Consider the following 22,792-nt stretch of genomic DNA (forward strand, 5'->3'; position numbering starts at 1 on the left):
TCAGCTTCAACTTGAGGGCGAGGTACTGCTTCTCGACGACAGCATCCTTGACGAGAACGAGGGACGTTCCATCCGCTGTCGTCGCTGTCCTCCCGCGAGCCGCGGTCATGTCGTCGAAGCGCTCCGAGAGACGGTAGGCCATCGCGACCATGAACGGCTTGCGCAGCGTACGAACGTCTTTGTCCCAAGGGCACAGGTCTGACTTAGCGAATCCTTTGAAGCCGACGTCCATCGCCGATCGGCACAGATCCGTCATATAGGTCGCGATGGTGACGTCGACCGGCAAGCCAAAATACTGGATGCGTCCACTCTCCAGCCAGTGCCGGCAGTTGCAGAACCGGGCGATCGCACAGGCCACCAGGTCGACATCGTGCCGGCGATCCGTGGCTTCTCGCTGTCGACAACGCGCCTGTTTGATCTCGAAATCCGAATAGGTCAGCCCGTAGCGATCCATGAGCTCGCTGACTTTGGCTGCGGCAGCCATCGCTTCGCTCTCGCTGCAGCCGTTCGCGACGGTTTTCGCCATCAGAGCGCGGATCCGTTGCATGGCAGCTAATCTGTTGGCGTTCATCCTAGCCGATCTCCGTAATTGCCTTTTTGGCAATGCCGCTCTCACTCCTCAAGCAGTCTCGTAGTGCTCCCAAACGGAGAATGGGTTTGTCGGCCCGGCTGCGAGGCATGAAGAGGGAGTAGCCAACGAGATATCCAAGCAATGACGAGCCGATCGACGTCAACCTTTATTTGATGCGGGCCAACTATACGTCACATCGCGGGCTAACTACCCCAATTTGCGGGCGAGCTTGACGCTCGGCACAGCGACAAGCGCCTCGCCACCTGCCGCGGCACCTTTGCGAATGCCCTGAACTTCCAGGGCTTCCCGCACATGCCGGGCAACGATTTCGTCGTGCGCTACGCGCCCGGCGCGGGTCCCGGCCTCGACGGCGGCTCGCTGTTCCGCTGAAAGGACGCCCCATGCGCGACCCGCTCGACGGTGCCGCGGTCGCGGCCGAGGCCCGGCTCTGGCTCGGCACGCCCTACCGGCACCAGGCCTCGCTGATCGGCGTCGGCTGCGACTGCCTCGGCCTGCTGCGCGGCGTCTGGCGCGGCCTTCTGGGCGACGAGCCCGAGGCGCCGCCGCCCTATTCCGGCACCTGGGCGGAGTCGGCTGCCCCCGGCACCGACCCGCTGACGGAGGCCGCCGCCCGCCACCTCGTCCCGGTCGCGGCCGACCTCGCGCGCTACGGGCCGGCGCCGGGCGAGGTGCTGCTCTTCGCCTTCCGCGCGCACCTGCCCGCCCACCACTGCGCCATCGCCACGCAGGCCGGGATGATCCACGCCCACGACCGCGCCGCGGTGACGGAGGTGGCCTTCACGCCGTGGTGGCGGCGGCACCTGGTCGGGGTGTTCCGTTTCCCGGGGGCGGGGTGAGGGCGTGGCGCGCGGGAAGTCTCCAGGAGCCGGTTCGCCTCGGAGTCTAGCCCTGTTCCTCCCCTGCAGAGAGGGGAGGGAAGCACTTGCGCTGCGATTTTCGATTGAAGCGGCAATCCCATCGAGCTGAAGCCCCGGAGCCCGCCATGGCCACGCTGATCCTGTCCACGGCGGGGGCGGCGGTCGGGACCGCGCTCGGCGGGCCGATCGGGAGCGTGGTCGGGCGGGTGGCCGGCGCGGCGGCGGGGGCCGGGCTCGACGGCGCCCTGTTCGGGGCGGGGACGAGCCCGCGCTTCGTCGCCGGGCCGCGGCTGTCGGACGTCGCCGGCCTGTCCTCGACCGAGGGCGATCCGGTGCCGCGCGTCTACGGCCGGGCGAAGCTCGGCGGCACCCTGATCTGGGCGACGCGGCCGCTCGAGGTCGCCAACACGGCCGTCGAGCGGGCGTCCTCCCCGGCGAAGGGCGGCGGCGGGCAGAAGACCGTGCGGACGCGCTACGCCTACTTCGCCAACCTCGCGGTCGGCCTGTGCGAGGGCGAGATCGCCCTCGTCCGGCGGATCTGGGCGGACGGGATCGAGCTCGACCGCACCGCGATCACCTGCCGGGTCCATGCCGGCGCGGCCGACCAGGCGCCCGATCCGCTGATCGTCGCCAAGGAGGGCGCCGACGCGCCGGCCTATCGCGGCCTCGCCTACGTGGTGTTCGAGGGGCTGCCGCTGGCCGATCACGGCAACCGCATCCCGCAATTCGCGTTCGAGGTGGTGCGGCCGGTCAACGGCGTCGCGCCGCTGATCCGCGCGGTGAACCTGATCCCCGGCGCGTCCGAGTTCGGCCTCGACCCGATGCCGGTCACGGTCGATCTCGGCCTCGGCCGGACGCGGGCCGCCAACCGGTTCCAGCTCCAGGCGGCGACCGACGTGGTCGCGTCGCTCGACGCGCTGCAGGCGTTGTGCCCGAACCTCGCCCGCATCGCGGTGGTGGTGGCGTGGTTCGGCGACGACCTGCGCGCCGGGCACTGCACGGTCGCGCCCCGCGTCGAGATCCGCGACAAGGCGACCACCGGCGACGGCTGGCTCGTGGCCGGCCTCGACCGCACGCAGGTCGCGCCCGTCTCCGCCGCGCCGGACGGCACGCCGGCCTATGGCGGCACGCCCTCCGATGCCGGCCTCGGCCGCCTGATGCCGGAGCTGGCCCGGCGCGGCCTCGCGGTGGTGCTCTACCCGTTCGTGATGATGGACGTCGCCGCCGGCAACGCGCTGCCCGATCCCTACGCGCCCGGCAGCGTCGGCCAGCCGGCCTACCCCTGGCGCGGCCGCATCACCTGCGATCCCGCCCCCGGCCAGCCCGGCAGCCCGGACGGGACGGCGGCGGCCGAGGCGCAGGTGCTGGCCTACTTCGCCGGTGCGCAGGGCTATCGCCGGCAGGTGCTACACTATGCCGACCTCGCGGCCGGCTGGGCGGCCGCCGGCACGCCGCTCTCCGGCTTCGTCCTCGCCAGCGAGCTCGTCGGCCTCACCCGCGTGCGCGGCGCGGGCGAGACCTGCCCGGCGGCAACGGCGCTGATCGACCTCGCCCGAACGGTGCGCCGGAGGCTCGGGCCGTCGGTGAAGCTCGTCTACGCCGCCGACTGGACCGAGTACGGCGCCCAGGTCCGCGACGGCGGCGCCAGCGTGCGCTTCCCCCTCGACGCGCTGTTTTCCGACCCGAGCATCGACGCGGTCGGGATCGACTATTATCCGCCGATCTCGGACTTTCGCGACACGCCCGCGCAGGCCGACCTCGCCGAGACCGACACGATCTACGACCGCGGCTTCCTCAAGGCCCGGCTCGGCGGCGGCGAGGCGTTCGACTGGTACTACGCCGACGACGAGGCCCGCGCCGCGCAGCGCCGCAGCCCGATCACCGACGGCGCCTACGGGAAGCCGTGGACGTTCCGGCCCAAGGACCTCGTCGGCTGGTGGTCGAGCGCGCACGTCGAGCGGGCGGGCGGGGTCGAGACCCGCGCCACGGCCTGGGTGCCGCGCGGGAAGCCGATCTGGTTCACCGAGATCGGCGTGCCGGCGGTCGACAAGGGCACCAACGGACCCAACGTCTTCCCCGACCCGAAATCCTCCGAGAGCGCCTTTCCGCCCGCCTCGCGCGGCCTGCGCGACGAGCTGATCCAGCTGCGCGGCCTGGAGGCGATCCTGTCGCGGTTCGATCCCGCCGCGGCGGGCTTCGCGGCCGCCGACAACCCGGTCTCGCCCGTCTACGGCGGGCCGATGGTCGACCCGGGCGCGGTCTTCGTCTGGGCCTGGGACGCGCGGCCCTACCCGGCCTTTCCCGACCAGGGCTCGGTCTGGGCCGATGCCGGCAACTGGCGGGTCGGCCACTGGATCACCGGCCGGATCGAGGGCTGCGACCTCGACCGGCTGATCGAGCGGATCCTGTCCGACCTCGGCGTCGCCGTGCCGATCGCGATCGAGGCCGCCGCCTACCTCGACGGCGCGGTGATCGACCGGCCGCTCTCGGCCCGCGCCGCCCTGGAGCCGCTGGCGCAGCTCTACGGCCTCGACGTGTCGGCGGTCGCCGGCACCCTGCGGCTGCGCGGGGCGCGGCGCGAGGCGGCGGTGATCATCGCCGACGACGACCTCGTGCGCGTCTCCGAGGACGAGGCGCCGCTGCGCCGGGTGCGCGCCGAGGAGAGCGGCCTGCCGCGCTCGATCGAGATCGGCTTCACTGATTCCGAGAACCCGGACTATCGCCGCGCGTCCGCCGCCGCGATCCGGCCGGCCGGCGGCCGGCGGCGCGAGACCCGGATCGAGGCGGCGGTCGTCACCCGGCGCGAGACCGCAGAAAACCTTGCCGAGGCGCTCCTCGACCGGGCCATCGCGGGCCGCGACACCGCCGGGCTGACGCTCAGCCCGCGCCGCCTCGATCTCGAGCCCGGCGACCTGCTGGCGACGTCGGCCGGCCTCCAGCGCATCGTGCGCATCGACGACGGGCCGGCCGGCCGCCGGCTTGAGACCCGCGGCGTGCCGTTGCACGGGCCGGGCACGCGGCCGGCGCGCCGCGCGTCGACGACCCGGCCCGTCCGGCCTCCGCTGCTCGCCGGCGCCCCGTTCGCGCTTGCCCTCGACCTGCCCGCCGACCGCGGAACCCCGACCGCGCTTCAGTACCTCGCGGCGACCGCCGAGCCGTGGCCCGGCGCGCTGGCGATCTGGCGCTCGGACGGCGCGGGCGCGCCGCTGACGCTCCACGGCACCGCCGACTACCCGGCCTGCCTCGGGCGGACGCTGACGGCGCTGCCCCCGGGGCCGCTCTGGCGTCTCGACCGCGCGACGCGCCTCGATGCGACCCTGCGCAACGCCGGCGCGCTCGGCAGCCTCGACCTGCCTGCGATGCTGGCCGGCGGCAACCTGTTCGCGGTGATCGCGCCGGACGGCAGCGTGGAGGTGATCGCGGCGCAGGAGGCCGTGCTCGTCGGGCCCGAAACGTTCCGTCTCGGCCGTTTGCTGCGCGGGCTCGCCGGCAGCGAGGCGGCGGCATCGCGCCCGGCCCCGGCCGGAAGCCTGATCGTGCGCCTCGACGACGGCGCGGTGATTCCCCTCGTCGACCGGCTCGACGAGGCCGGGCGCCGGTTCCGCTACCGGATCGGCCCGGCCTCGCGCGATCCCGGCGACCCGTGCTTCGTCGAGATCTTCGCCGCCGCCGGCCTCGCGGCGCTGGCGCCGTCGAGCCCGGTCCACCTCCGCGCCCGGCGCGAGCCCGGCGGCGTGCGCCTGTCGTGGATCCGCCGGGCGCGCCGCGACGCCGACAGCTGGGACGTCGCGGACATTCCCCTCGACGAGGCGGTGGAGGCCTACGCCGTCACCGTCTTCGCCGCCGACGGCCACGGGCTTCGCAGCCTCGCCGCCGCCGGGCCGAGCTTGCTTTACGCCGACGAGGCCGCGGATTTCGGCGGCCCGCAGGCGGTGCTCGACATCGCCGTCGCGCAGGTCGGGGCGGTGTTCGGGCCGGGTCCGGCCACCCGCGCGCCCGTCGCCGTGCGCCGGGGGTGACACCTCGATCCCTCGACGGAGCCCGCCGATGCCGGACACCACGCAGAACCTCGCGCTGCCGCTGATCGCGGCCAACCAGGCGCAGAAGCACGTCACCCACAACGAGGCCTTGGTGCAGCTCGACGCGCTGGTGCAGCTCGCCTGCCTCGACAAGGACCTCGCCGCGCCGCCGGCCGCCCCGGTCGAGGGCGACCGCTACCTTGTCGTCGCGGCCGCGCCCACCGGGGCCTGGGCCGGGCTGTCGGGCCAGGTCGCCTGCTTCCGGGACGGGGTCTGGGTCGGGCTCGCGCCCCGACCGGGCTGGCTCGCCTTCGTGGCCGACGAGGGCGACCTCTACATCTTCACCGGCAGCGCCTGGACGAGCTTCCGCGCCACCCTGGCGAGCCTCCAGAACCTCGCCCGCCTCGGGATCGGCACCGCGGCCGACGCCGTGAACCGCCTGGCGGTGAAGTCCGAGGCCGCTCTGCTCTCCTGGGACGACGCGACGCCGGGCTCGGGCAGCGTGCGGCTCACCCTCAACAAGCAGGCGGCGGCGCGCGATGCCGGCCTGGCGTTCCAGACCGGGTTCTCGACGCGGGCGCTGCTCGGCACCTTCGGTGCCGACGACGTGGCCCTGAAGGTGAGCCCGGACGGCGCGAGCTTCTCGACCGCGCTCTCGGTCTCGGCGGCGACCGGCCGGCTCGCCCTCGGCCGGATCGCCGGGCCGGTGGAGATCGGCACCCATGCCGGCGCGCTTCCCGACGCGCCGCCCCAGACGGTGCTGCGGGTCTCCGGCGCCGACGGGACGACGCCGCGGCTCGTCCTCGACGGCTACGGCGCCAACGCCGCGGGACACCTCGCCTTCCGGGCCGCGGCCGGGAGCGCCGCCGCGCCGGCTGCCCTCCCGCCGGGTGCCGCGATCGGGCAGCTCTCCGCATACGGCTACGGCGCCTCCGGCTACGCGTCGGCGCCGCGGGTGCAGGTCGCCTTCCTGGCCTCGGAGGCGTGGTCGGACGCGTCGCAGCCGACGCGGATCAGCCTGCGCACCACGCCGGCCGGCGCCACGGCCACGGTCGAGGCGTTCGCCGTCGAGGCCAGCGGGGCGGTGCGCCTCGCGCCGCTGGCCGCCGACCCGACGACGGGGCTCGCGCAAGGGCAGCTCTACGCCGACAGCACCGCGACCGCGCTCAAGTGGTACACCGGCACGGGCTGGGCGCGGATCAGCAACTTCGCCAAGGCGGCGGCGACCACGAGCTTCGACAACTACGTCCCGGCCGGCGCCTGGACGAAGGTGCAGTTCAACATCGCCGACAGCAACGACCAGGGCGCGTTCGCGGCCGCGACGAACCGCTTCACCGCCCCCGAGGCCGGCCTCTATCGGGTCTCGGCCATGCTCACCTACAAGCGCAACAACGCGAGCGCGCCGACGGCCTTCGAGGTCCAGCTCTACCGGAACGGCGCCCCCGCCGGGCGCGGCCGCGCCGCCGCGACCGGTGCGCTGGTGGACGGGGTCACCGCCCTGTCGCTCGCCACGACCCTGAAGCTCGCGGCCGGCGACGGCGTCGAGGTCTGGGTGCGGTTCACGGGGGCCGACGGCTACGTGGCCGCGGCCGACGCGTCCTTCGGCGCGCAGCAGCTGGGCTGAGGCCGGGCGCCCGCCGCACCGTCCGCCGTTCCCCGCCCCGGAGATCCCCATGAATCTCACCCCCATCGGCGAGGCGTGCCTCATCGCGCGCGAGGGACGGCGGCTGACGGCCTACCGCGATTCCGTCGGCGTCTGGACCATCGGCGTCGGCCACACCTCCGCGGCGGGGCGCCCCCGCGTCGTCCCCGGCCTCGCGATCACCGCGGCCGAGTGCGACGCGATCTTCGCGCGCGACGTCGCGGCCTACGTCGCCGCGGTCCGCGACGGCCTGACGGCGGCGGTCGGGCCGCACGCCTTCGATGCCCTCGTCTCGCTCTGCTACAACATCGGCCCGGCGGCCTTCGCCGGCTCGACCGTCCTGAGACGGATCAACGCCGGCGACGCGGCCGGTGCCGCCGACGCGCTGCTGCTGTGGCGCAAGCCCGCGGCGATCCTGCCCCGCCGCCGCGCCGAGGCCGAGCAGCTCGTCACCGCCTACGCCGTCGCCCTGCCGCGCCCGACCGTGAACGCCGCGCGGCTCCGGATCGCGGCCCCCGTCGCCGCGGTCACGGACCCGGGCGTCGCGACCCCGGTCCTGGTGCCGACCGTGCCGCGGCCGGGTCGGCTCGCGCGGCTGCGGCACCGAATCGAGGCCTGGCTCGCCGCGGCGGCCGCGTCGGCGAAGGCCCGGGCCTGATCCGCCGCGCCCGATCCCAGATCCCGTGCCGGCCGGGTCCAGCCGCGCAACCCCAGCCGAAGGATTCGACCATGTCCCGCTTCTCCGCGGCGCCGGCGCTCGCCGGTGCCCTCTCGATCGGCCTCGCGGCCCCGCCCGCCCTCGCCGCGGCGGGGGGCGCCGTCGTGCTGCCCTGGGGCGACTGGATCGTCGGCTTCGCCACGACGGCGCAGGCGGTGCTGACGCCGCTCCTCGTCGCCCTGGCGACCGGGCTGATCGCCCGGTTCGCGCCGCTGCTCGGCTATGTCCTGTCGAAGTCCGTCGTGGAGGGCATGGTCCGCCGGGTCACCAACTACGCGCTCAACGCGGTGGCCGGCGCCGCCAAGGGGCAGGTGCTCACCGTGCCGGTCGGCTCGGCCGTCATCGCCGCGGCCGTGCAGCGGGCGTCCGACCAGGTGCCGGGCTTCGTCGTGAAGGCCGCCGGCGGCCTGCCCGGCATCGCCGAGAAGGTGTTCCGCCGCCTCGCGCTGGAAGACCGCGCGACCGCCGCCAACACGCTCGCGCCGGCCCTCGCCGCCGCCGGCCTCGCGGCGCGATAGCGCCGGAGCGACGGCCCCGTCCGCGGCCGGGACGCCCGTGCGGGTGCTCGAACGACACGCTGGCATCCGCGGAGGGACGGCATGGACGCGACACCACGAAGCCCGGCGGAGCGCGACCCCGCCTGCCGCCGGGCGGCCCTCGCGGCGATCGGCGAGGGTGTCGGCCGGGTGCTGCCGCCCCCCGACGACGGCCTCGGCGAGACCCTGATCCGCCGCGCCTACGCCGAGCGTGCCGCGACCGAGCCGGACGAGGACCGGCTGGTCGTCCGGTTCGGCACCGAGTGGCGCAGCTTCATCCGGCACCAGACGCCGGACCGCCTCGCCGCCCTCGACGCGGTGATCGACGACCGGATCGAGCGGCGGGCGCTGGCCCGGTACTACCGGCGGATGAAGCATGCGGCGGTCGCCGTCGCCGTCACGGCCTTCGCGCTGGCGCAGTTCGGGATCGACCGGCTGCCGCTCGTCCGCCAGATCTGGCGGCTGTTCCGGGGAGATCTGCGATGAGCGCCGCCCTCGACCGCTGGCTCACCCGGCTCTACCACGCGGTCGGCGGGAGCCTGTTCCTCGCGCTGTGCGCCTTCGTCTCCTACACCGCCGGCGACTGGCACGGGCCCTACCGCGTCCGCTCGACGGACCTGCTGACGCCCGAGGTCGCGCCCGGCGGCGCCCTGCGCCAGACGCGGGTGATCGCCTACGGCGCCGAATGCGCGCTGCACGTCACGTGGGGCCTGCAGAGCCTCGGCGCCGACGGGCGCCGGGTGATGCTCCCCGAGATCGCCTTCGATGCGCCGCCCTGGGACCGCGACGGCCGGCCCCAGACCATCGAGACCGAGATCCCGGCCGACTTCCCCTGCGGCCCCGCGATCCTGGTCGAGAGCCCGTCGGCCGCCTGCAACTGGCTTCAGCGCACCGTCTTCCGCCAGCGCCAGCCGGACGCGATCACCCCCTTCCGGGTGACCTGCGGCGGGGTCACAGGTCCAGCATTCCGGGCGACGGCGCGTGCACCGTGAAGGCCGCCCCCTCGTGAACCCAGCTGCCGCCGGCCTGGGCCTTCTCGAAGGCCGCCGTCTCGGCGGTGCCGGCCGTGTAGTGGTGCTCGCCGGTCGCGGTGTCGAGGAAGCGCTGCACCGTCAGCGCGTCTGCGCCGGCCAGCGCCGGGTCGGCATAGGCCTGGAACGCCACGCCCTCGTCGTGGAAGCTCGGCATCATCGCGTCGATGTGGTCGCGCTCCGTGGGGCTCGCCGTATAGAAGTGCTCGCCCGTCCGCGTATCGACGAAGCGGAACACGTCCACCGTGTCCGCGCTCGCGGCGGGCGCCATCCAGGCCACGCCCTCCGCGGTGTAGGACGGCAGGTTCTGCGCGACGTAGGCCCGTTCGCTCGCGCTCGTCGTGTAGAGGTCGTCGCCGGTGCTCGCGTCGCGGAAGTGGAAGGTGTCGCTCGGCGACGCCGCGGTCGGCGCGCTCGCATAGGCCCGGATGTAATCGATCGTCATCTGCGCCGACGCCGCGTCCGGGTCGCCGGCCCAGGCCCCGCCGACGGCGAGGTTGGCGATCAGGTACATCGGCTTGTTGAGATCGGCCGGCGTGGCGGCCTGGAAGGTCGGGTGCCCGTCGTAGTACCAGGTGATGGTGTCGGGTTCCCAGTCGACGCCGTAGGTGTGGAAGCCCGACGTCATGTCCGGCACGGCGACGTTCGCCTCGTCCAGGTAATGCGTCGCGTCGACCCGCTGGCTGCCCGAGACCTGGCTGTGGACGGTGTTGCGCAGGGTGTTCGGGTCGCCGCCGACCATCTCCATCACGTCGAGCTCCGGCGGCCAGCTCCCGTCCGCGGGCAGCATCCAGAACGCCGGCCACATGCCGTGGGCCGCGGGGAGTTGCGCGCGGATCTCGAAGTAGCCGTAGGTCTGGCTGAAGCTGTGGTAGGTGTTGATCATCCCCGACGTGTAGGTCTGCCCCTCGATCGAACCCTGGATGTCGGGGGCGGCCGGCGCGGCGGAGATCGTCAGCGCGCCGTCGGAGACCTGGAACGGGTCGGGCAGGCCGGCCGTGCCGCCCGCGGCGCCGTCCGCGCCGGCGACGTAATATTGCAATTCATCGTTGTATGGCATCGTCCCGGTCGCGCGGACCTTCGTCGACCATTGCGGCGCCCCGACCGTGTCGAGGCCCGTCGTGCCGTTCCACGGCGTGAACGCGTCGAACTCCTCGGCGAAGGTCAGCGTCGCGGTCTGCGACAGGTGGTTCGGATCGATCGCCATGACAGGTCCCGCCTCACGCGGGCGGCCGAAGCCGCCGCGCATGATGAATACAACCGAGAGTAGAATAATCGGTTTACAAACTTGGTTCCGCGGTGCGCTGGGTCGTTTGCGGTCTTCGGCCGCCGCTTCGGGCGCCATCTGCGTCTTTGTTGGGCGGGTTCGCGTATAAACTACCGACGGCCTCGGCGTTCGACAGTCGTCGCGCATGGCCTCTTCGTCGCCGATCCTCGCTCCGTCCGGCGGCGGCCGGACGCGCATCCCCGTGGATCGCACGGGGCATGATGGAACCGCTGCGGTTCTCGGCCGTAACGCTTCGCAGCTTCCCACGGACCTTCGATGAGACCCGCCGCCGCCCGAGCCGCCCTCCGCCCGCACGGCCCCGGTCATGGGTCCGCGGCCGGCGGCATTCAGGGCGCATTCAGTGCCTCGGGCCGACAGTCCCTCCCCATGCGCTACCCCCTCGCCCTCGCAGCGATCTGCCTGACCGCCGCGGCCCTTGCGGCGGGCGGCCTCGGCATATCGGCGGAGGAGACCCGCGAGGCGGCCCCGGCCGTCGCCGCGCCCGGCCCGCCGCAGCTGCGGGTCGAGGAGTGCCTGTCGCCCGCCGACATGCGCGAGGAGGTGTCCGAGCGCCGGGTGATCGCGCCGGTGACGGCGATCAAGGCCGCGCGCACGGTGATCCCGCGGGCCGAGATCCAGCGGGCGAGCCTGTGCCGCCACGCCGACGGCCTCGTCTACATGCTGACCGCCTTGCGTCGGGACGGCCACTTCGTGCACGTGATGGTCGACGCCAAGACCGGCCAGGTGGCGGGCCAGTACTGACGGCCGGGAAGGTCGTCGCTCGAGGGAGGGTGATCCGTGCGTCTGCTCGTGGTCGAGGATGACCGGGACATCAACCGGCAGGTGGTCAGCGCGCTGGAGGAGGCGGGCTACGTCGCCGACAAGGCCTTCGACGGCGAGGAGGGCGGCTACCTCGGCGAGAGCGAGCCCTACGACGCGATCATCCTCGACATGGGGCTGCCCAAGGCCGACGGCGTCAGCGTCCTGCAGAAGTGGCGCCGCGCCGGGATCAAGACCCCCGTCATCATCCTCACCGCGCGCGACCGCTGGTCCGACAAGGTCGACGGGTTCGATGCCGGCGCCGACGACTACGTCACCAAGCCGTTCCACATGGAGGAGCTGATGGCGCGCGTCCGCGCGCTGCTCCGCCGCGCCGCCGGCCACGCCACCAGCCAGATCGCCTGCGGCCCCGTCACCCTCGACACCCGCTCGGGGCGGGTGTTCGTCGACGGCAACCCGATCAAGCTGACGAGCCACGAATACCGGCTGCTCTCCTACCTGATGCACCACACCGGCCGCGTCGTCTCCCGCGCCGAGCTGACCGAGCATCTCTACGACCAGGATTTCGACCGCGATTCGAACACCATCGAGGTGTTCGTCGGCCGCCTGCGGAAGAAGCTCGCGGTGGACCTGATCCAGACGGTGCGCGGGCTGGGCTACCTGGTCGACCCGAGCCAGCCGCCGGCACGGGTGTGACGGAGCGGGCTACGACCGAGCGCGACCGTCATGTCGGCTCGAGGGGAAGCCTTCCCGCCGAGCCGGATCACGGTATCCCACCCGGCGGTCGGTCCCGCCGCCCGTGCCGCAGCATGCGCCACCCATGAACGCCGTCCTCAGCCTGTTCTCGCTCCGCCGTCGCTCGATCGCCGTGCGGCTCGCCGTCTCGGCGCTGCTCGCCAGCTCCGCGATCCTGCTGATCGCCGCCTGGATCCTGACGACGCTGTATCGCGAGACCACCGAGCGGGCCTTCGACAGCCGGCTGCTGGTCTTCGCCAACAACCTCGCCACCGACCTCGTCACCCCGAGCGACACCGAGAGCCGGGCCTTCACGCTCGGCGACCCGCGCTTCGACCTGCCGCTGTCGGGCTGGTACTGGCAGGTCGGCAAGCCCGACGCCCGGCCGCGGGACCTGCGCACCTCGCGCTCCCTGGTCGGCGTGCCCCTGAAGCCCGCCACCGATCCCGACGGCAAGGCGGGGGTCGGGCAGATCCGCCAGGGCTACGGGCGGGCGCAGGACGACCGGCTGCTCCGCATCATCGAGCGCGACGTCGACCTCGGCGAGGACGGGCGCTACACCGTGCGCGTCGCCGGCCCCGCCGACGAGATCGTCAACGACGTCGAGCGCTTCCGAAATTCCCTGTTCATGACCTTCGGCCTGCTCGGCCTGTCGCTCGCGCTGACGACCCTGCTGCAGATTCGCTTCGGCCTGGCGCCGCTGAAGAAGATGCGCGCGGCCTTGGGCGCGATCCGGCGCGGCGAGGCCGACCGGATCACCGGCACCTATCCGCGCGACATCGCCCCGCTCACCGGCGAGGTGAACCTCCTGATCGAGACCAACCGCGAGATCCTGGAGCGCGCCCGCACCCAGGTCGGCAACCTCGCCCACGCGCTCAAGACGCCGCTCTCGATCATCGTCAACGAGGTCGGCGCCTCCGACGCCCCGGCCGACCTCGCAGAGAAGATCCGCGAGCAGGCGGCGGTGATGCGCGACCAGGTGAACTACCACCTCGACCGGGCGCGCGCCGCCGCGCTCGCCGGCACGCTCGGGACCTCGACCGACGTCGAGCCGGCGCTCGCCGGCCTGGTGCGGACCTTCGGGAAGATCTATCGCGACAAGGACATCGCCTACGAGGTCCACGTGCCGCCGGGCCTGCGCTTCCGCGGCGAGCGCCAGGATTTCGAGGAGATGGTCGGCAACCTCGTCGACAACGCCTCGAAATGGGCAGCCGGCCGCGTCGCGATCCGGGCCGAGGCGGTAGATGCCCACGATTATCCCCACCTTCTCGTGGCGATCGAGGACGACGGCCCCGGCCTGCCGGAGGAGGCGCGCTCGGCGGTGCTCGGGCGCGGGCGGCGGATGGACGAATCGAAGCCCGGCTCCGGCCTCGGCCTCTCGATCGTCGCCGACCTCGCCACGCTCTATCGCGGCCGCTTCCGCCTCGAGCAGGCGGCGCTCGGCGGCCTGCGCGCCGTGCTCGAGGTGCCGGGCGACGTGCCCAAGGGCGCCGCCGGGCATTGATCCCTGCGGCCGTGGCGGCGGCCGCCCCCGCCCCGTCGCTCCCGTCCCGTCGCCCTTGCCCTGTTTGCTCTCGTCCCGTCCGCCCTTGTCATCGCGAAAAACTTGCGTGACACCGTGACGCCGAGGGCGGGCATCGTGCCGCCCGTGCCCGCTCTCTACCATCGGCGGCACGGCCATTCGGCTCCAGCGGGGGCCGTCTTATCAATCGAAGGGATGGAGCGGCCGCGGCCTCGCCTTGCGCGAACCGGGACCGCTTCGAAGGTGCGATGACGGCGATCTGGTTCATTCTGGCGGGCATGACCGCCGCGGCCGTCCTGGCCCTGCTCTGGCCGATGTCGCGCCGCGTCGCCATCGTCCCCGATGCGGCCGGCACCGTCACCGAGACGGCGTTCTACGAGGACCAGCTCGCCGAGATCGAGCGCGACCTCGATCGTGGGCTGATCGCCCCGGCGGAGGCGGAATCCGCCCGCACCGAGGCCGCCCGCCGGCTCCTGCGCGCGAGCCGCGCGCCGGGCCCCGGAGAGGCGAGCGTGGCCGAGCCGCGCCTGCGCCAGCGCCGCGCGGCCTCGGCCTTCGCGCTCTCGACGATCCCCCTGGTCGCCCTGCTCGCCTATGGCCTCTACGGCTCGCCCGACCTGCCGGCCCAGACGCCGGCCGACCGCCAGGCGGTGCAGTCGGGCGCGCAGGACCTGATGAAGGCCGTCGGCCAGATCGAGGCGCGGCTGGCGGCCGACCCGAACGACGCGCGGGGCTGGGCCGTGCTGGCGCCGGTCTACATGCGGCTCGGGCGGTTCGAGGATGCCGCGCGGGCTTACGCGGCGATCGTCCGGATCAAGGGCGAGACCGCCGAATCCCTGTCCGACTGGGGCGAGGCGATGGTGGCGGCCGGCAACGGCATCGTGCCCGAGGAGGCCAAGGCCGCCCTCACCCGCGCCCTCGCCCTCGACCCGAAGGCGCCCAAGCCCCGCTTCTACCTCGCCCGTGCCGCCGAGCAGAACGGCGACACGGCCGAAGCGATCCGCCAGCTCACCGCCCTGAACGACACGAGCCCGGCCGACGCGCCCTGGCTCGGGCTGGTGCGCGAGAACCTGGCGCGGCTCAAGGGCGAGCCCGCACCGCAATTGTCCGGGACGCCGTCGAAATCCGCCCCCGGGCTGCCGCCCGAGCAGCGCGCCGCGATCCAGGGCATGGTCGACGGCCTCGACGAGCGGCTCGCGGCCAAGGGCGGCAGCGCCGACGAGTGGCTGCGGCTCGCCCGCTCCCGCGGCGTGCTCGGCGAGCCCGAGCGGGCGCAGGCGGTGCTGGAACGCGCCCGCGTCGCGCTGAAGTCCGATCCCGCGGCGCTCGCGAGCCTGGAAGCGGGCGCGCGCGACCTCGGCCTGTCCGGCAGGCCGGCCGACGGCATGGCGCGCGATGGGCGCAGCGCCGCGCCTCCGGCCGCCCTGAACGCCACGACACCCGAATCCCGCGCCGAGACCGAATCGGCGGCCGCCGCGGTGTCGGCGATGCCGCCGGCCGAGCGCGACGCCGCGATCCGCGGCATGGTCGCCGGCCTCGATCGCCGGCTCGCGGCCAAGGGCGGCAGCCTCGACGAGTGGCAGCGCCTGGTGCGCTCCTACAGCGCCCTCGGCGATCCCGAGCAGGCCGGCAAGGTCCTGAGCCGCGCGCGGATGGCGCTCGCCGCCGACCCGGGCGCGGCCGAGAAGCTCGACACCCTGGCCAAGGAGCTCGGCCTTCCGGTCCGCCCCTGACGATCTGTCCCGGCACGGGCGACTTGACCCGGGACGCGCCGCGTCCGACATCCGAGGAACAAGAATGAGGACGGTCCCGCACCGGGCCGACCTCCGTGAGGTCGGCACCGGGGCCGGACCAACCCGCCGGGGACGGACCCACTCGTGACGCGCAAGAGCCGCCGCCTGATCCTGATCGCCGCCTGCGGCGCCGTCCTGGCGCTCGCCGTCGGGCTCATCCTGTCGGCGATGAGCGGCTCGATCGTGTTCTTCCGCTCCCCCAGCGAGGTGGCGGCACAGGGCGTCGGGCCGGGCACGCGCTTCCGCCTCGGCGGCCTGGTCAAGGACGGCTCGCTCCAGCGCGGGCCGAACCAGACGGTGGACTTCGCCGTGACCGACACCAACGCCACCGTCCAGGTCCAGTATACCGGCCTTCTGCCCGACCTGTTCCGCGAGGGGCAGGGCGTGGTCGCCGAGGGGACGCTCGAGCCGGGCGGCATCTTCCGCGCCGACACCGTGCTGGCCAAGCACGACGAATCCTACATGCCGCGCGAGGTCGCCGACGCGCTCAAGGCGCAGGGGCGCTGGCAGGAGGGCGGCAAGGACGGCAAGGGCTCCGTGAGAATGGACCCGCCGAAGGCCGCCGACGCCGCGCCCCCGAACCTCGGACCGCGCACCGAGCGCTGAAACCGATGTCCGAACGCCGAAAACCGATGTCATTGACTCGAGGAACCGCCGCTTGATCGTCGAGGTCGGACATTTCGCGTTGGCGCTCGCGCTGGCGCTCTCCCTGGTCCAGTCGGTGATGCCGATCTGGGCCGCCCGCTCGGGCGACGCCGCCCTGCGGCAGGTGGCGACGCCGGCCGCGCTCGGCGCCTTCGCCTGCGTGCTGTTCGCGTTCGCCGCGCTGACCTACGCCCACGCCACGTCCGACTTCTCGGTCCAGAACGTGGTCGAGAACTCGCACACGACGAAGCCGTTCATCTACAAGCTCTCCGGCGTCTGGGGGAACCATGAGGGCTCGATGCTCCTCTGGATCCTGATCCTCACCCTGTTCGGCGCGATGGTGTCGGTGGCGCGGGACTCGGTGCCGCCGGTGCTGCGGGCCAACACCCTGGCGGTGCAGGGTTTCATCACCTTCGTCTTCGTGCTGTTCGTGATCACCACCTCGAACCCGTTCACGCGGGCGGTGCCGGCGCCGGTGGAGGGCAACGACCTCAACCCGCTGCTGCAGGATTTCGGCCTCGCGGTGCATCCGCCGCTGCTCTACGTCGGCTATGTCGGCTTCTCGATCACCTTCGCCTTCGCCATCGCCGCGCTGATCGACGGGCGCATCGACGCCGTCTGGGCCCGCGCCGTGCGCCCGTGGACGCTGACCGCCTGGAGCTTCCTGACGCTCGGCATCGCGATGGGCAGCTACTGGGCCTATTACGAGCTCGGCTGGGGCGGCTGGTGGTTCTGGGACCCGGTCGAGAACGCCTCGCTGATGCCGTGGATCGCCGGCACGGCGCTCCTGCACTCGACCGTGGTGATGGAGAAGCGCGACGCGCTGAAGGTCTGGACGGTCCTGCTCGCGATCCTCACCTTCTCGCTCTCGCTGCTCGGCACCTTCATCGTGCGCTCCGGCGTGCTCACCTCGGTGCATTCCTTCGCCACCGACCCGACCCGCGGCATCTTCATCCTCGCGATCCTGATCCTGTTCATCGGCGGCTCGCTGACGCTGTTCGCGTGGCGCGCCCCGATGCTGCGGCAGGGCGGCTTGTTCGCGCCGATCTCGCGCGAGGGCGCGCTGGTGATGAACAACCTGTTCCTGGTGGCCGCCTGCGCCACCGTGCTCGTCGGCACGCTCTACCCGTTGCTGCTCGAGATGCTGACGGCGGAGAAGATCTCGGTCGGGCCGCCGTTCTTCAACTACACCTTCGTGCCGCTGGCGATCCCGCTGCTGCTGATCGTGCCGTTCGGGCAAACGCTGGCCTGGAAGCGCGGCGATGTGCTCGCTGCCTCGCAGCGCCTGTTCGCCGCGCTGGGCCTCGCCCTGGCGATCGGCCTCGGCACCCTGGCCTGGACCTGGGGGGGGCCGGCGATGGCGCCCGTCGGCGTGGGCCTGGGCGCCTACCTCATCGTCGGCTCCGTCCTGGAGATCGTCTCGCGGGCCCGCGGATACGGCAGCAGCCGCACCCGCGCGGTCGGCGTGGTCTGGCGCCGGGCGCTCGGCCTGCCGCGCTCGGCCTGGGGCACGGCCATCGCCCATGCCGGCGTCGGCGTGGTGGTGCTCGGCATCGCGGCGCAGGGCTGGGCCACCGAGGGCCTCGCCACCCTGAAGCCCGGCCAGACGCTGGCCACCGGCCCCTACGTCGCGACGCTCGATCGCGTCGCGCCGCGCCCCGGCCCGAACTACGAGGAGGTCGCGGCCTTCCTCACCATCCGCAACAAGGCCGGCGACGAGATCGGCCGGGTCGACACCGGCAAGCGCTTTTACCCGAGCCGCAAGATGACGGTGACGGAATCGGGCCTGCTCACCCGCGGCGTAAGCCAGGTCTATGCCAGCCTCGGCGAGATCGCGCCCGACGGCAGCATCGGCCTGAGGCTGTACTACAAGCCGCTGGTGCTGCTGATCTGGCTCGGCGCTGTGGTGATGGCCCTCGGCGGCGGCCTGTCGCTGACCGACCGGCGCATGCGCGTCGGGGCGCCCGCTCGCGCCAAGCTCAAGCCGGTTCCCCCGCACGCGGTCCCGGCCGAATGAGCCCCGCGCGCGCGCTCCGCCGCGTCCTGCTCGCCGGCCTCGTGCTCGGGGGGGCGACCGCGGCCCAAGCCGTGCAGCCGGACGAGGTGCTGAAGGACCCCGCCCTCGAGCATCGCGCGCGGGACATCTCGTCGGGCCTGCGCTGCCTGGTTTGCCAGAACCAGTCGATCGACGATTCGGATGCGCCGCTGGCCAAGGATCTGCGGCTGATCGTGCGCGAGCGGCTCAAGGCCGGCGACACCAACCAGGGCGTCGAGGATTACGTGGTGAACCGCTACGGCGAGTTCGTGCTGCTGCGCCCGGTCCTGGCCCTGCACACCGTCCTGCTGTGGCTGACGCCGCTGCTCGCGGTGCTGCTCGGCGGCTTCGGCATCTGGCGCCTGTCGCGCCGGAAGGCGCCGGCGCCGGAGCGCGGCCTGTCCGCCGCCGAGGAGGCCGACGTCGCGGCGCTGCTCCGCCGGGAGTGATCCGCGCGCCGTGGCGTTTCCCGGACGTTCGGCGCATGATGCGCGCCGGCGGATTCGAGACGGCGCGTTCAAAACGGCACGAGTCTTGGATCCGCCTTTCGCGAGAAGAACCCGCGAAGGGGAACGCGCATGGCCACGGCGACTCTCACCATCTCGAGCCGAAACTACTCGTCGTGGTCGCTCCGCGGCTGGCTGATCTGCAAGATGGCCGGTCTCGACTTCGAGACCGAGGTGCTGCCCGGCGGCGACGAGACCTCCCGCGCCGAGCTCCTCCACCTGTCGCCCTCGTTCCTCGTGCCGCGCCTGCACCACGAAGGCATCGTGGTGTGGGACACGCTGGCGATCGCGCAATACCTCAACGAGACCTTCCCCGAAGCCGGCTTCCTGCCGAAGGACGCCGCCGCGCGGGCGCATTGCCGCTCGATCAGCGGTGAGATGCATGGCGGGTTCATCAACCTGCGCTCGGCCCTGCCGATGAACCTGAAGGCCTTTCACCCGCGCTTCCGTGTGTTCAACGGCGCCAGGGGCGACATCGAGCGCATCGTCACGATCTTCGACGATTGCCTCGCCCGCTACGAGGGCCCGTTCCTGTTCGGCGAGCGCCCGACGCTGGCCGACGCGATGTACGCCCCGGTCTGCACCCGCTTCCGCACCTACGACGTGACCCTGCCGCCGCGCGCCACCGCCTACCGCGACGCGATCCTGCACTGGCCGCTGATGGTCGAGTGGGCGGAGGCCGCCGCCGAGGAGCCGGAGGAGATCGAAGAGCTCGACATGGAGTTCTGAGGACGGGCTTCTTCCTCCCCCCGCAGAGGGGGAGGGGAGGTCGCGCGCGAACCTGCCGAAGTGCCTACCCCTTCGGCCAAGCCCGGATGTCGACGAAGCGGCCCGCCACCGCCGCCGCCGCGGCCATGGCCGGGGAGACGAGGTGGGTGCGGCCGCGATGGCCCTGGCGGCCCTCGAAGTTGCGGTTCGAGGTCGAGGCGCAGCGCTCGTTCGGGCTGAGGCGATCGGCGTTCATGCCGAGGCACATCGAGCAGCCCGGCTCGCGCCAGTCGAAGCCGGCGGCCTTCAGCACCGCGTCGATCCCCTCGGCCTCGGCCTGCGCCTTCACCAGCCCGGAGCCCGGCACCACCATCGCCGAGACGCCCGCGTGGACCTTCTGGCCCGCGACCATCTTGGCGACGATGCGCAGGTCCTCGATCCGGCCGTTGGTGCAGGAGCCGATGAACACCCGGTCGAGGGTGATGTCGGTGATCTTGGTGCCCGGCGTCAGCCCCATGTAGGACAGCGCCTTCTCCTTCGAGGCGCGCTTGTTCTCGTCGAGGATCGTCGCCGGATCGGGCACCGAGCCCAGCACCGAGATCACGTCCTCGGGGCTCGTGCCCCAACTCACGATCGGCGGCAGGCTCGCGGCGTCGAGCCGGACCTCGCGATCGAAATGCGCGCCCTCGTCGCTGACGAGGCTCTCCCAATAGGCGCGGGCCCGTGCGAAGGCCTCGCCCTTCGGCGCCATCGGCCGGCCCTCGCAATAGGCGTAGGTCGTGGCGTCGGGCGCGACGAGGCCGGCGCGCGCGCCGCCCTCGATCGACATGTTGCAGATCGTCATCCGGCCTTCCATCGACAGCGCGCGGATCGCCTCGCCCGCATATTCGATGACGTGGCCGGTGCCGCCGGCGGTGCCGATCTCGCCGATGATCGCGAGCACGATGTCCTTGGCGCTCACGCCGGCCGGCAGCGCGCCGTCGACGGTGACGCGCATGTTCTTGGCTTTCTTCTGCAGCAGCGTCTGCGTGGCGAGCACGTGCTCGACCTCCGAGGTGCCGATGCCGTGGGCCAGCGCCCCGAACGCGCCGTGCGTCGAGGTGTGGCTGTCGCCGCAGACGATGGTCTGGCCGGGCAGGGTGAAGCCCTGCTCGGGGCCGATGATGTGGACGATGCCCTGGCGGCGATCGAGCGCGTCGTAGAACTCGATGCCGAAATCCTGGACGTTCTGCGCCAGCGCCTCGAGCTGGATCCGGCTCTCCGGGTCCTCGATGCCCTTGGAGCGGTCCGAGGTCTGGACGTTGTGGTCGACCACCGCCAGCGTCTTCTCCGGGGCGCGCACCGTGCGGCCGGCCACGCGCAGGCCCTCGAAGGCCTGCGGGCTCGTGACCTCGTGGACGAGGTGCCGGTCGATGTAGAGCAGCGTCGAGCCGTCGGCCTCGACGTCGACGACGTGGTCGTCCCAGATCTTGTCGTAGAGGGTGCGCGGGCTCGTCATGGCTCTGGTCGCTTCGCGGCGTGTCTGTGGCCGGCCTCTAGCCGGCGCGGAGGTCTTTAGTAAGGTTCGAAACGCGATTTCGGAAGTGCTCGCCGGCCGGCCGCCGCAAATGGCTGACCGGCATCGGCTGCAGGGGTGGCGGCCGGCCGCCTCCGGTCACGGCCGCCAGAACGGCTTGTCGGCCTCCGCGCGGACGGCACGGCGGTCGAGGCCGGCGTCGCGAAGCTGGTCGTCCCGCAGGCCGGCGAGCTCGCGGCGCGCCCGGTGGCGCCGGATCCAGGTCCGCACCACGGACGGATCGAGACCGAAGATCCGCCCCAGGTGGGAGGCAGGTGGCGACTGGGGTAGGGACGTGACGGCGGGCATGATCAGCGGTCCGAAGCGGGGAGGGGAAAGCGATCCGGCCGGGATTGCCCGGGCAGGATTGAACCGATACGAACCTCGGTTCAATGTGTTTATTGGCCTCGGATCAATTTGGCGGATGACCGATTATCGGAGCGTCGCCGACGCGGTCGCGGCGGAGATCGCCAGCGGGCAGATCAAGCCGGGCCATCGCCTGCCGCCGCAGCGCGCCTTCGCCTACGAGCGCGGCATCGCGGTCTCGACGGCGAGCCGCGTCTACGCCGAGCTGGCCCGGCGCGGCCTCACCCTCGGCGAGGTCGGGCGCGGCACCTACGTCCGCTCGGACCTGAGCGCTCCGGTCCGGATGCAGCCGGAGCCGGCCCCGGGCGCGGTCGACCTCCAGCGCACCCATTCCAACCTGCCGGAACAGGACGTCGTGCTGACCGAGGGGCTGGCCGCCCTCTCGCGAGCCGGCGCCACGGGCGCGGCCCTGAACCAGTACGGACCGGCGGGCACGCCCCGGGCGCGGGCCGTCGCCGCGCGCTTCCTCGCACGCGGCGATTTCGCCCCCGATCCCGACGGCGTCCTGTTCACCGGGAACGGGCGGCAGGGCTTGGCCGCGGTCCTGGCGGCGCTGGCGCGGCCCGGGGACCGCATCGGCTGCGAGCCACTGACCTATCCGGTGGTGAAGGGCATCGCCGCCCGCCTCGGGATCGCCCTCGTCCCGCTCGCCCTCGACGCGGAGGGCATCCGGCCCGACGCGATCCTGCAGGCGCATCGTGCCGCCCCCTTGAGCGGCCTCTACCTCCAGCCGACCCTGCAGAACCCCCTCGGCCTCACCATGGGGGCGGGCCGCCGGTCCGAGATCGCGGCGGTGCTGGCCCAGACAGGCCTCGTCGCGATCGAGGACGCGGTCTACAGCTTCCTCTCGGATGCGGTGCCGCTGGCGGCCCGGGCGCCGGGCCGGACGATCGTGATCGACAGCCTGTCGAAGCGCGTCATGCCGGGGCTGACGGTCGGCCTGATCGCGTCGCCGCCCGATTGGACCGACCGCCTCTCGGCCTCCGTCCGCCAGGGCGGATGGGCCGCGACCGGGTTTCCGCTCGCCGCCGGAACGCACTGGATGGGCGACGGCTCCGCCGCGCGGCTCGCCGTGGTCAAGCGCGCGGATGCGGTCGCGCGGCAGAACCTGGCCCGCGACTGCCTGGGCGACCTGTCGATCGGCGGCGACCCCTGTGCCTATCATCTCTGGCTCGACCTGCCCGAGACCTGGCGCGCCGAGGCCTACGCGGCGGCGGCCCTGCGGCAGGGCATCGCCATCACGCCGGCCTCGGCCTTCGCCATCGTCCCGGGGCATGCCCCGAACGCCGTGAGGCTCGCGCTCGCCGCGCCGCCGCGCGACGACCTGCGCCGCGCCCTCACGGCGCTGCGCCGCCTGGTCGATGCGCGCGACGACCAGATGATCGACGAGATGGGATAGCCTGGACCCGGAGCCGCGCGGCCCGTACGGCCTTGTCGCCACCGCATGAGGCGCCCATCATCGCGCCGGAACCATGCCCCGACGGC

The 22,792-nt window shown here is 73.0% G+C and carries 20 protein-coding genes and 1 pseudogene; 17 read left to right on the forward strand and 4 right to left on the reverse strand.

Annotated features, from left to right (window positions below):
• A partial coding sequence (locus MKK64_RS22995) for a DUF2786 domain-containing protein (RefSeq protein WP_243937728.1) occupies positions 1-571 on the reverse strand: 571 nt, incomplete at its 3' end.
• Positions 572-817: 246 nt separating this feature from the next.
• Here MKK64_RS22995 and MKK64_RS23000 point away from each other — a divergent pair.
• The 8 genes and pseudogenes from MKK64_RS23000 to MKK64_RS23035 all read left to right on the forward strand — a co-directional run.
• Positions 818-961 (forward strand): annotated as a pseudogene (locus tag MKK64_RS23000) (phage BR0599 family protein); the annotation flags it as partial.
• An 11-nt stretch (positions 962-972) separates the two neighbouring features.
• Entirely contained in the window at positions 973-1,428 is a 456-nt protein-coding gene (locus MKK64_RS23005) for a peptidase P60 (protein WP_243937730.1), read from the forward strand.
• A gap of 146 nt (positions 1,429-1,574) precedes the next feature.
• Positions 1,575-5,468, forward strand: a complete 3,894-nt coding sequence (locus MKK64_RS23010) for a glycoside hydrolase/phage tail family protein (RefSeq protein ID WP_243937739.1) — start codon at positions 1,575-1,577, stop codon at positions 5,466-5,468.
• Positions 5,469-5,496: 28 nt separating this feature from the next.
• Positions 5,497-7,092: a DUF2793 domain-containing protein gene (locus tag MKK64_RS23015; RefSeq protein WP_243937741.1), complete on the forward strand. Its 1,596-nt coding sequence runs from the start codon at positions 5,497-5,499 to the stop codon at positions 7,090-7,092.
• Between the two features lie 49 nt (positions 7,093-7,141).
• Positions 7,142-7,768, forward strand: a complete 627-nt coding sequence (locus MKK64_RS23020) for a lysozyme (protein WP_243937743.1) — start codon at positions 7,142-7,144, stop codon at positions 7,766-7,768.
• 71 nt (positions 7,769-7,839) lie between these two features.
• Positions 7,840-8,346, forward strand: a complete 507-nt coding sequence (locus MKK64_RS23025) for a hypothetical protein (RefSeq protein ID WP_243937745.1) — start codon at positions 7,840-7,842, stop codon at positions 8,344-8,346.
• An 81-nt stretch (positions 8,347-8,427) separates the two neighbouring features.
• Positions 8,428-8,850: a hypothetical protein gene (locus MKK64_RS23030; RefSeq protein WP_243937274.1), complete on the forward strand. Its 423-nt coding sequence runs from the start codon at positions 8,428-8,430 to the stop codon at positions 8,848-8,850.
• Positions 8,847-9,356: a hypothetical protein gene (locus tag MKK64_RS23035; RefSeq protein ID WP_243937747.1), complete on the forward strand. Its 510-nt coding sequence runs from the start codon at positions 8,847-8,849 to the stop codon at positions 9,354-9,356. The genes MKK64_RS23030 and MKK64_RS23035 overlap by 4 nt, the downstream gene beginning before the upstream one ends.
• On the opposite strand, the gene MKK64_RS23040 is transcribed toward MKK64_RS23035, so the two are convergent.
• Complete coding sequence (locus MKK64_RS23040; protein ID WP_243937755.1) at positions 9,316-10,602, reverse strand: family 16 glycosylhydrolase; 1,287 nt, start codon at positions 10,600-10,602, stop codon at positions 9,316-9,318. The two genes, MKK64_RS23035 and MKK64_RS23040, sit on opposite strands and share 41 nt — an antisense overlap.
• A gap of 447 nt (positions 10,603-11,049) precedes the next feature.
• Between MKK64_RS23040 and MKK64_RS23045 the strand changes: the two genes are divergently transcribed.
• The 8 genes from MKK64_RS23045 (at position 11,050) to MKK64_RS23080 (ending at position 19,407) form a co-directional block, all read left to right on the forward strand.
• Positions 11,050-11,424: a PepSY domain-containing protein gene (locus MKK64_RS23045; RefSeq protein WP_147844218.1), complete on the forward strand. Its 375-nt coding sequence runs from the start codon at positions 11,050-11,052 to the stop codon at positions 11,422-11,424.
• Between the two features lie 36 nt (positions 11,425-11,460).
• The gene (locus MKK64_RS23050; RefSeq protein WP_147729507.1) at positions 11,461-12,138 is read left to right on the forward strand and encodes a response regulator transcription factor; all 678 of its coding nucleotides are present in this window, start codon (positions 11,461-11,463) and stop codon (positions 12,136-12,138) included.
• A gap of 124 nt (positions 12,139-12,262) precedes the next feature.
• Positions 12,263-13,681, forward strand: coding sequence for a sensor histidine kinase (locus tag MKK64_RS23055; RefSeq protein ID WP_147729508.1), 1,419 nt, complete (start codon positions 12,263-12,265; stop codon positions 13,679-13,681).
• Positions 13,682-13,947: 266 nt separating this feature from the next.
• Entirely contained in the window at positions 13,948-15,432 is a 1,485-nt protein-coding gene (gene ccmI / locus MKK64_RS23060; protein WP_243937757.1) for a c-type cytochrome biogenesis protein CcmI, read from the forward strand.
• A gap of 144 nt (positions 15,433-15,576) precedes the next feature.
• Positions 15,577-16,098: a cytochrome c maturation protein CcmE gene (ccmE, locus tag MKK64_RS23065; protein WP_147729140.1), complete on the forward strand. Its 522-nt coding sequence runs from the start codon at positions 15,577-15,579 to the stop codon at positions 16,096-16,098.
• 52 nt (positions 16,099-16,150) lie between these two features.
• A complete protein-coding gene (locus tag MKK64_RS23070; RefSeq protein WP_243937759.1) occupies positions 16,151-18,154 on the forward strand; it encodes a heme lyase CcmF/NrfE family subunit in 2,004 nt (667 codons plus the stop codon).
• Positions 18,151-18,621: a cytochrome c-type biogenesis protein CcmH gene (locus MKK64_RS23075; RefSeq protein WP_147859380.1), complete on the forward strand. Its 471-nt coding sequence runs from the start codon at positions 18,151-18,153 to the stop codon at positions 18,619-18,621. The genes MKK64_RS23070 and MKK64_RS23075 overlap by 4 nt, the downstream gene beginning before the upstream one ends.
• Positions 18,622-18,750: 129 nt before the next feature.
• A complete protein-coding gene (locus MKK64_RS23080; RefSeq protein ID WP_147728451.1) occupies positions 18,751-19,407 on the forward strand; it encodes a glutathione S-transferase family protein in 657 nt (218 codons plus the stop codon).
• Positions 19,408-19,471: 64 nt separating this feature from the next.
• Here MKK64_RS23080 and leuC read toward each other — a convergent pair whose 3' ends face one another.
• Positions 19,472-20,884 carry a 3-isopropylmalate dehydratase large subunit gene (gene leuC, locus MKK64_RS23085; protein ID WP_147728450.1) on the reverse strand — a complete coding sequence of 471 codons (1,413 nt, stop codon included), beginning with the start codon at positions 20,882-20,884 and terminating at the stop codon, positions 19,472-19,474.
• 156 nt (positions 20,885-21,040) lie between these two features.
• Positions 21,041-21,250: a DUF1127 domain-containing protein gene (locus MKK64_RS23090; protein WP_243937768.1), complete on the reverse strand. Its 210-nt coding sequence runs from the start codon at positions 21,248-21,250 to the stop codon at positions 21,041-21,043.
• Positions 21,251-21,365: 115 nt separating this feature from the next.
• Here MKK64_RS23090 and MKK64_RS23095 point away from each other — a divergent pair, with 115 nt between their 5' ends.
• Complete coding sequence (locus MKK64_RS23095) at positions 21,366-22,706, forward strand: PLP-dependent aminotransferase family protein (protein ID WP_243937770.1); 1,341 nt, start codon at positions 21,366-21,368, stop codon at positions 22,704-22,706.
• Positions 22,707-22,792 lie beyond the last annotated feature (86 nt).

The organism is Methylobacterium sp. E-025, assembly GCF_022829705.1.
Taxonomy (GTDB): domain Bacteria; phylum Pseudomonadota; class Alphaproteobacteria; order Rhizobiales; family Beijerinckiaceae; genus Methylobacterium.

Coding starts and splice junctions, on each gene's coding strand:
- MKK64_RS23075 (WP_147859380.1), top strand. CDS start 18,151: ATGAGCCCCGCGCGCGCGCTCCGCCGCGTCCTGCTCGCCGGCCTCGTG.
- MKK64_RS23005 (WP_243937730.1), top strand. CDS start 973: ATGCGCGACCCGCTCGACGGTGCCGCGGTCGCGGCCGAGGCCCGGCTC.
- MKK64_RS23090 (WP_243937768.1), bottom strand. CDS start 21,250: ATGCCCGCCGTCACGTCCCTACCCCAGTCGCCACCTGCCTCCCACCTG.
- MKK64_RS23030 (WP_243937274.1), top strand. CDS start 8,428: ATGGACGCGACACCACGAAGCCCGGCGGAGCGCGACCCCGCCTGCCGC.
- MKK64_RS23015 (WP_243937741.1), top strand. CDS start 5,497: ATGCCGGACACCACGCAGAACCTCGCGCTGCCGCTGATCGCGGCCAAC.
- MKK64_RS23055 (WP_147729508.1), top strand. CDS start 12,263: ATGAACGCCGTCCTCAGCCTGTTCTCGCTCCGCCGTCGCTCGATCGCC.
- MKK64_RS23045 (WP_147844218.1), top strand. CDS start 11,050: ATGCGCTACCCCCTCGCCCTCGCAGCGATCTGCCTGACCGCCGCGGCC.
- MKK64_RS23040 (WP_243937755.1), bottom strand. CDS start 10,602: ATGGCGATCGATCCGAACCACCTGTCGCAGACCGCGACGCTGACCTTC.
- MKK64_RS23035 (WP_243937747.1), top strand. CDS start 8,847: ATGAGCGCCGCCCTCGACCGCTGGCTCACCCGGCTCTACCACGCGGTC.
- MKK64_RS23010 (WP_243937739.1), top strand. CDS start 1,575: ATGGCCACGCTGATCCTGTCCACGGCGGGGGCGGCGGTCGGGACCGCG.
- ccmI (WP_243937757.1), top strand. CDS start 13,948: ATGACGGCGATCTGGTTCATTCTGGCGGGCATGACCGCCGCGGCCGTC.
- leuC (WP_147728450.1), bottom strand. CDS start 20,884: ATGACGAGCCCGCGCACCCTCTACGACAAGATCTGGGACGACCACGTC.
- MKK64_RS23020 (WP_243937743.1), top strand. CDS start 7,142: ATGAATCTCACCCCCATCGGCGAGGCGTGCCTCATCGCGCGCGAGGGA.
- MKK64_RS23095 (WP_243937770.1), top strand. CDS start 21,366: ATGACCGATTATCGGAGCGTCGCCGACGCGGTCGCGGCGGAGATCGCC.
- MKK64_RS23080 (WP_147728451.1), top strand. CDS start 18,751: ATGGCCACGGCGACTCTCACCATCTCGAGCCGAAACTACTCGTCGTGG.
- MKK64_RS23025 (WP_243937745.1), top strand. CDS start 7,840: ATGTCCCGCTTCTCCGCGGCGCCGGCGCTCGCCGGTGCCCTCTCGATC.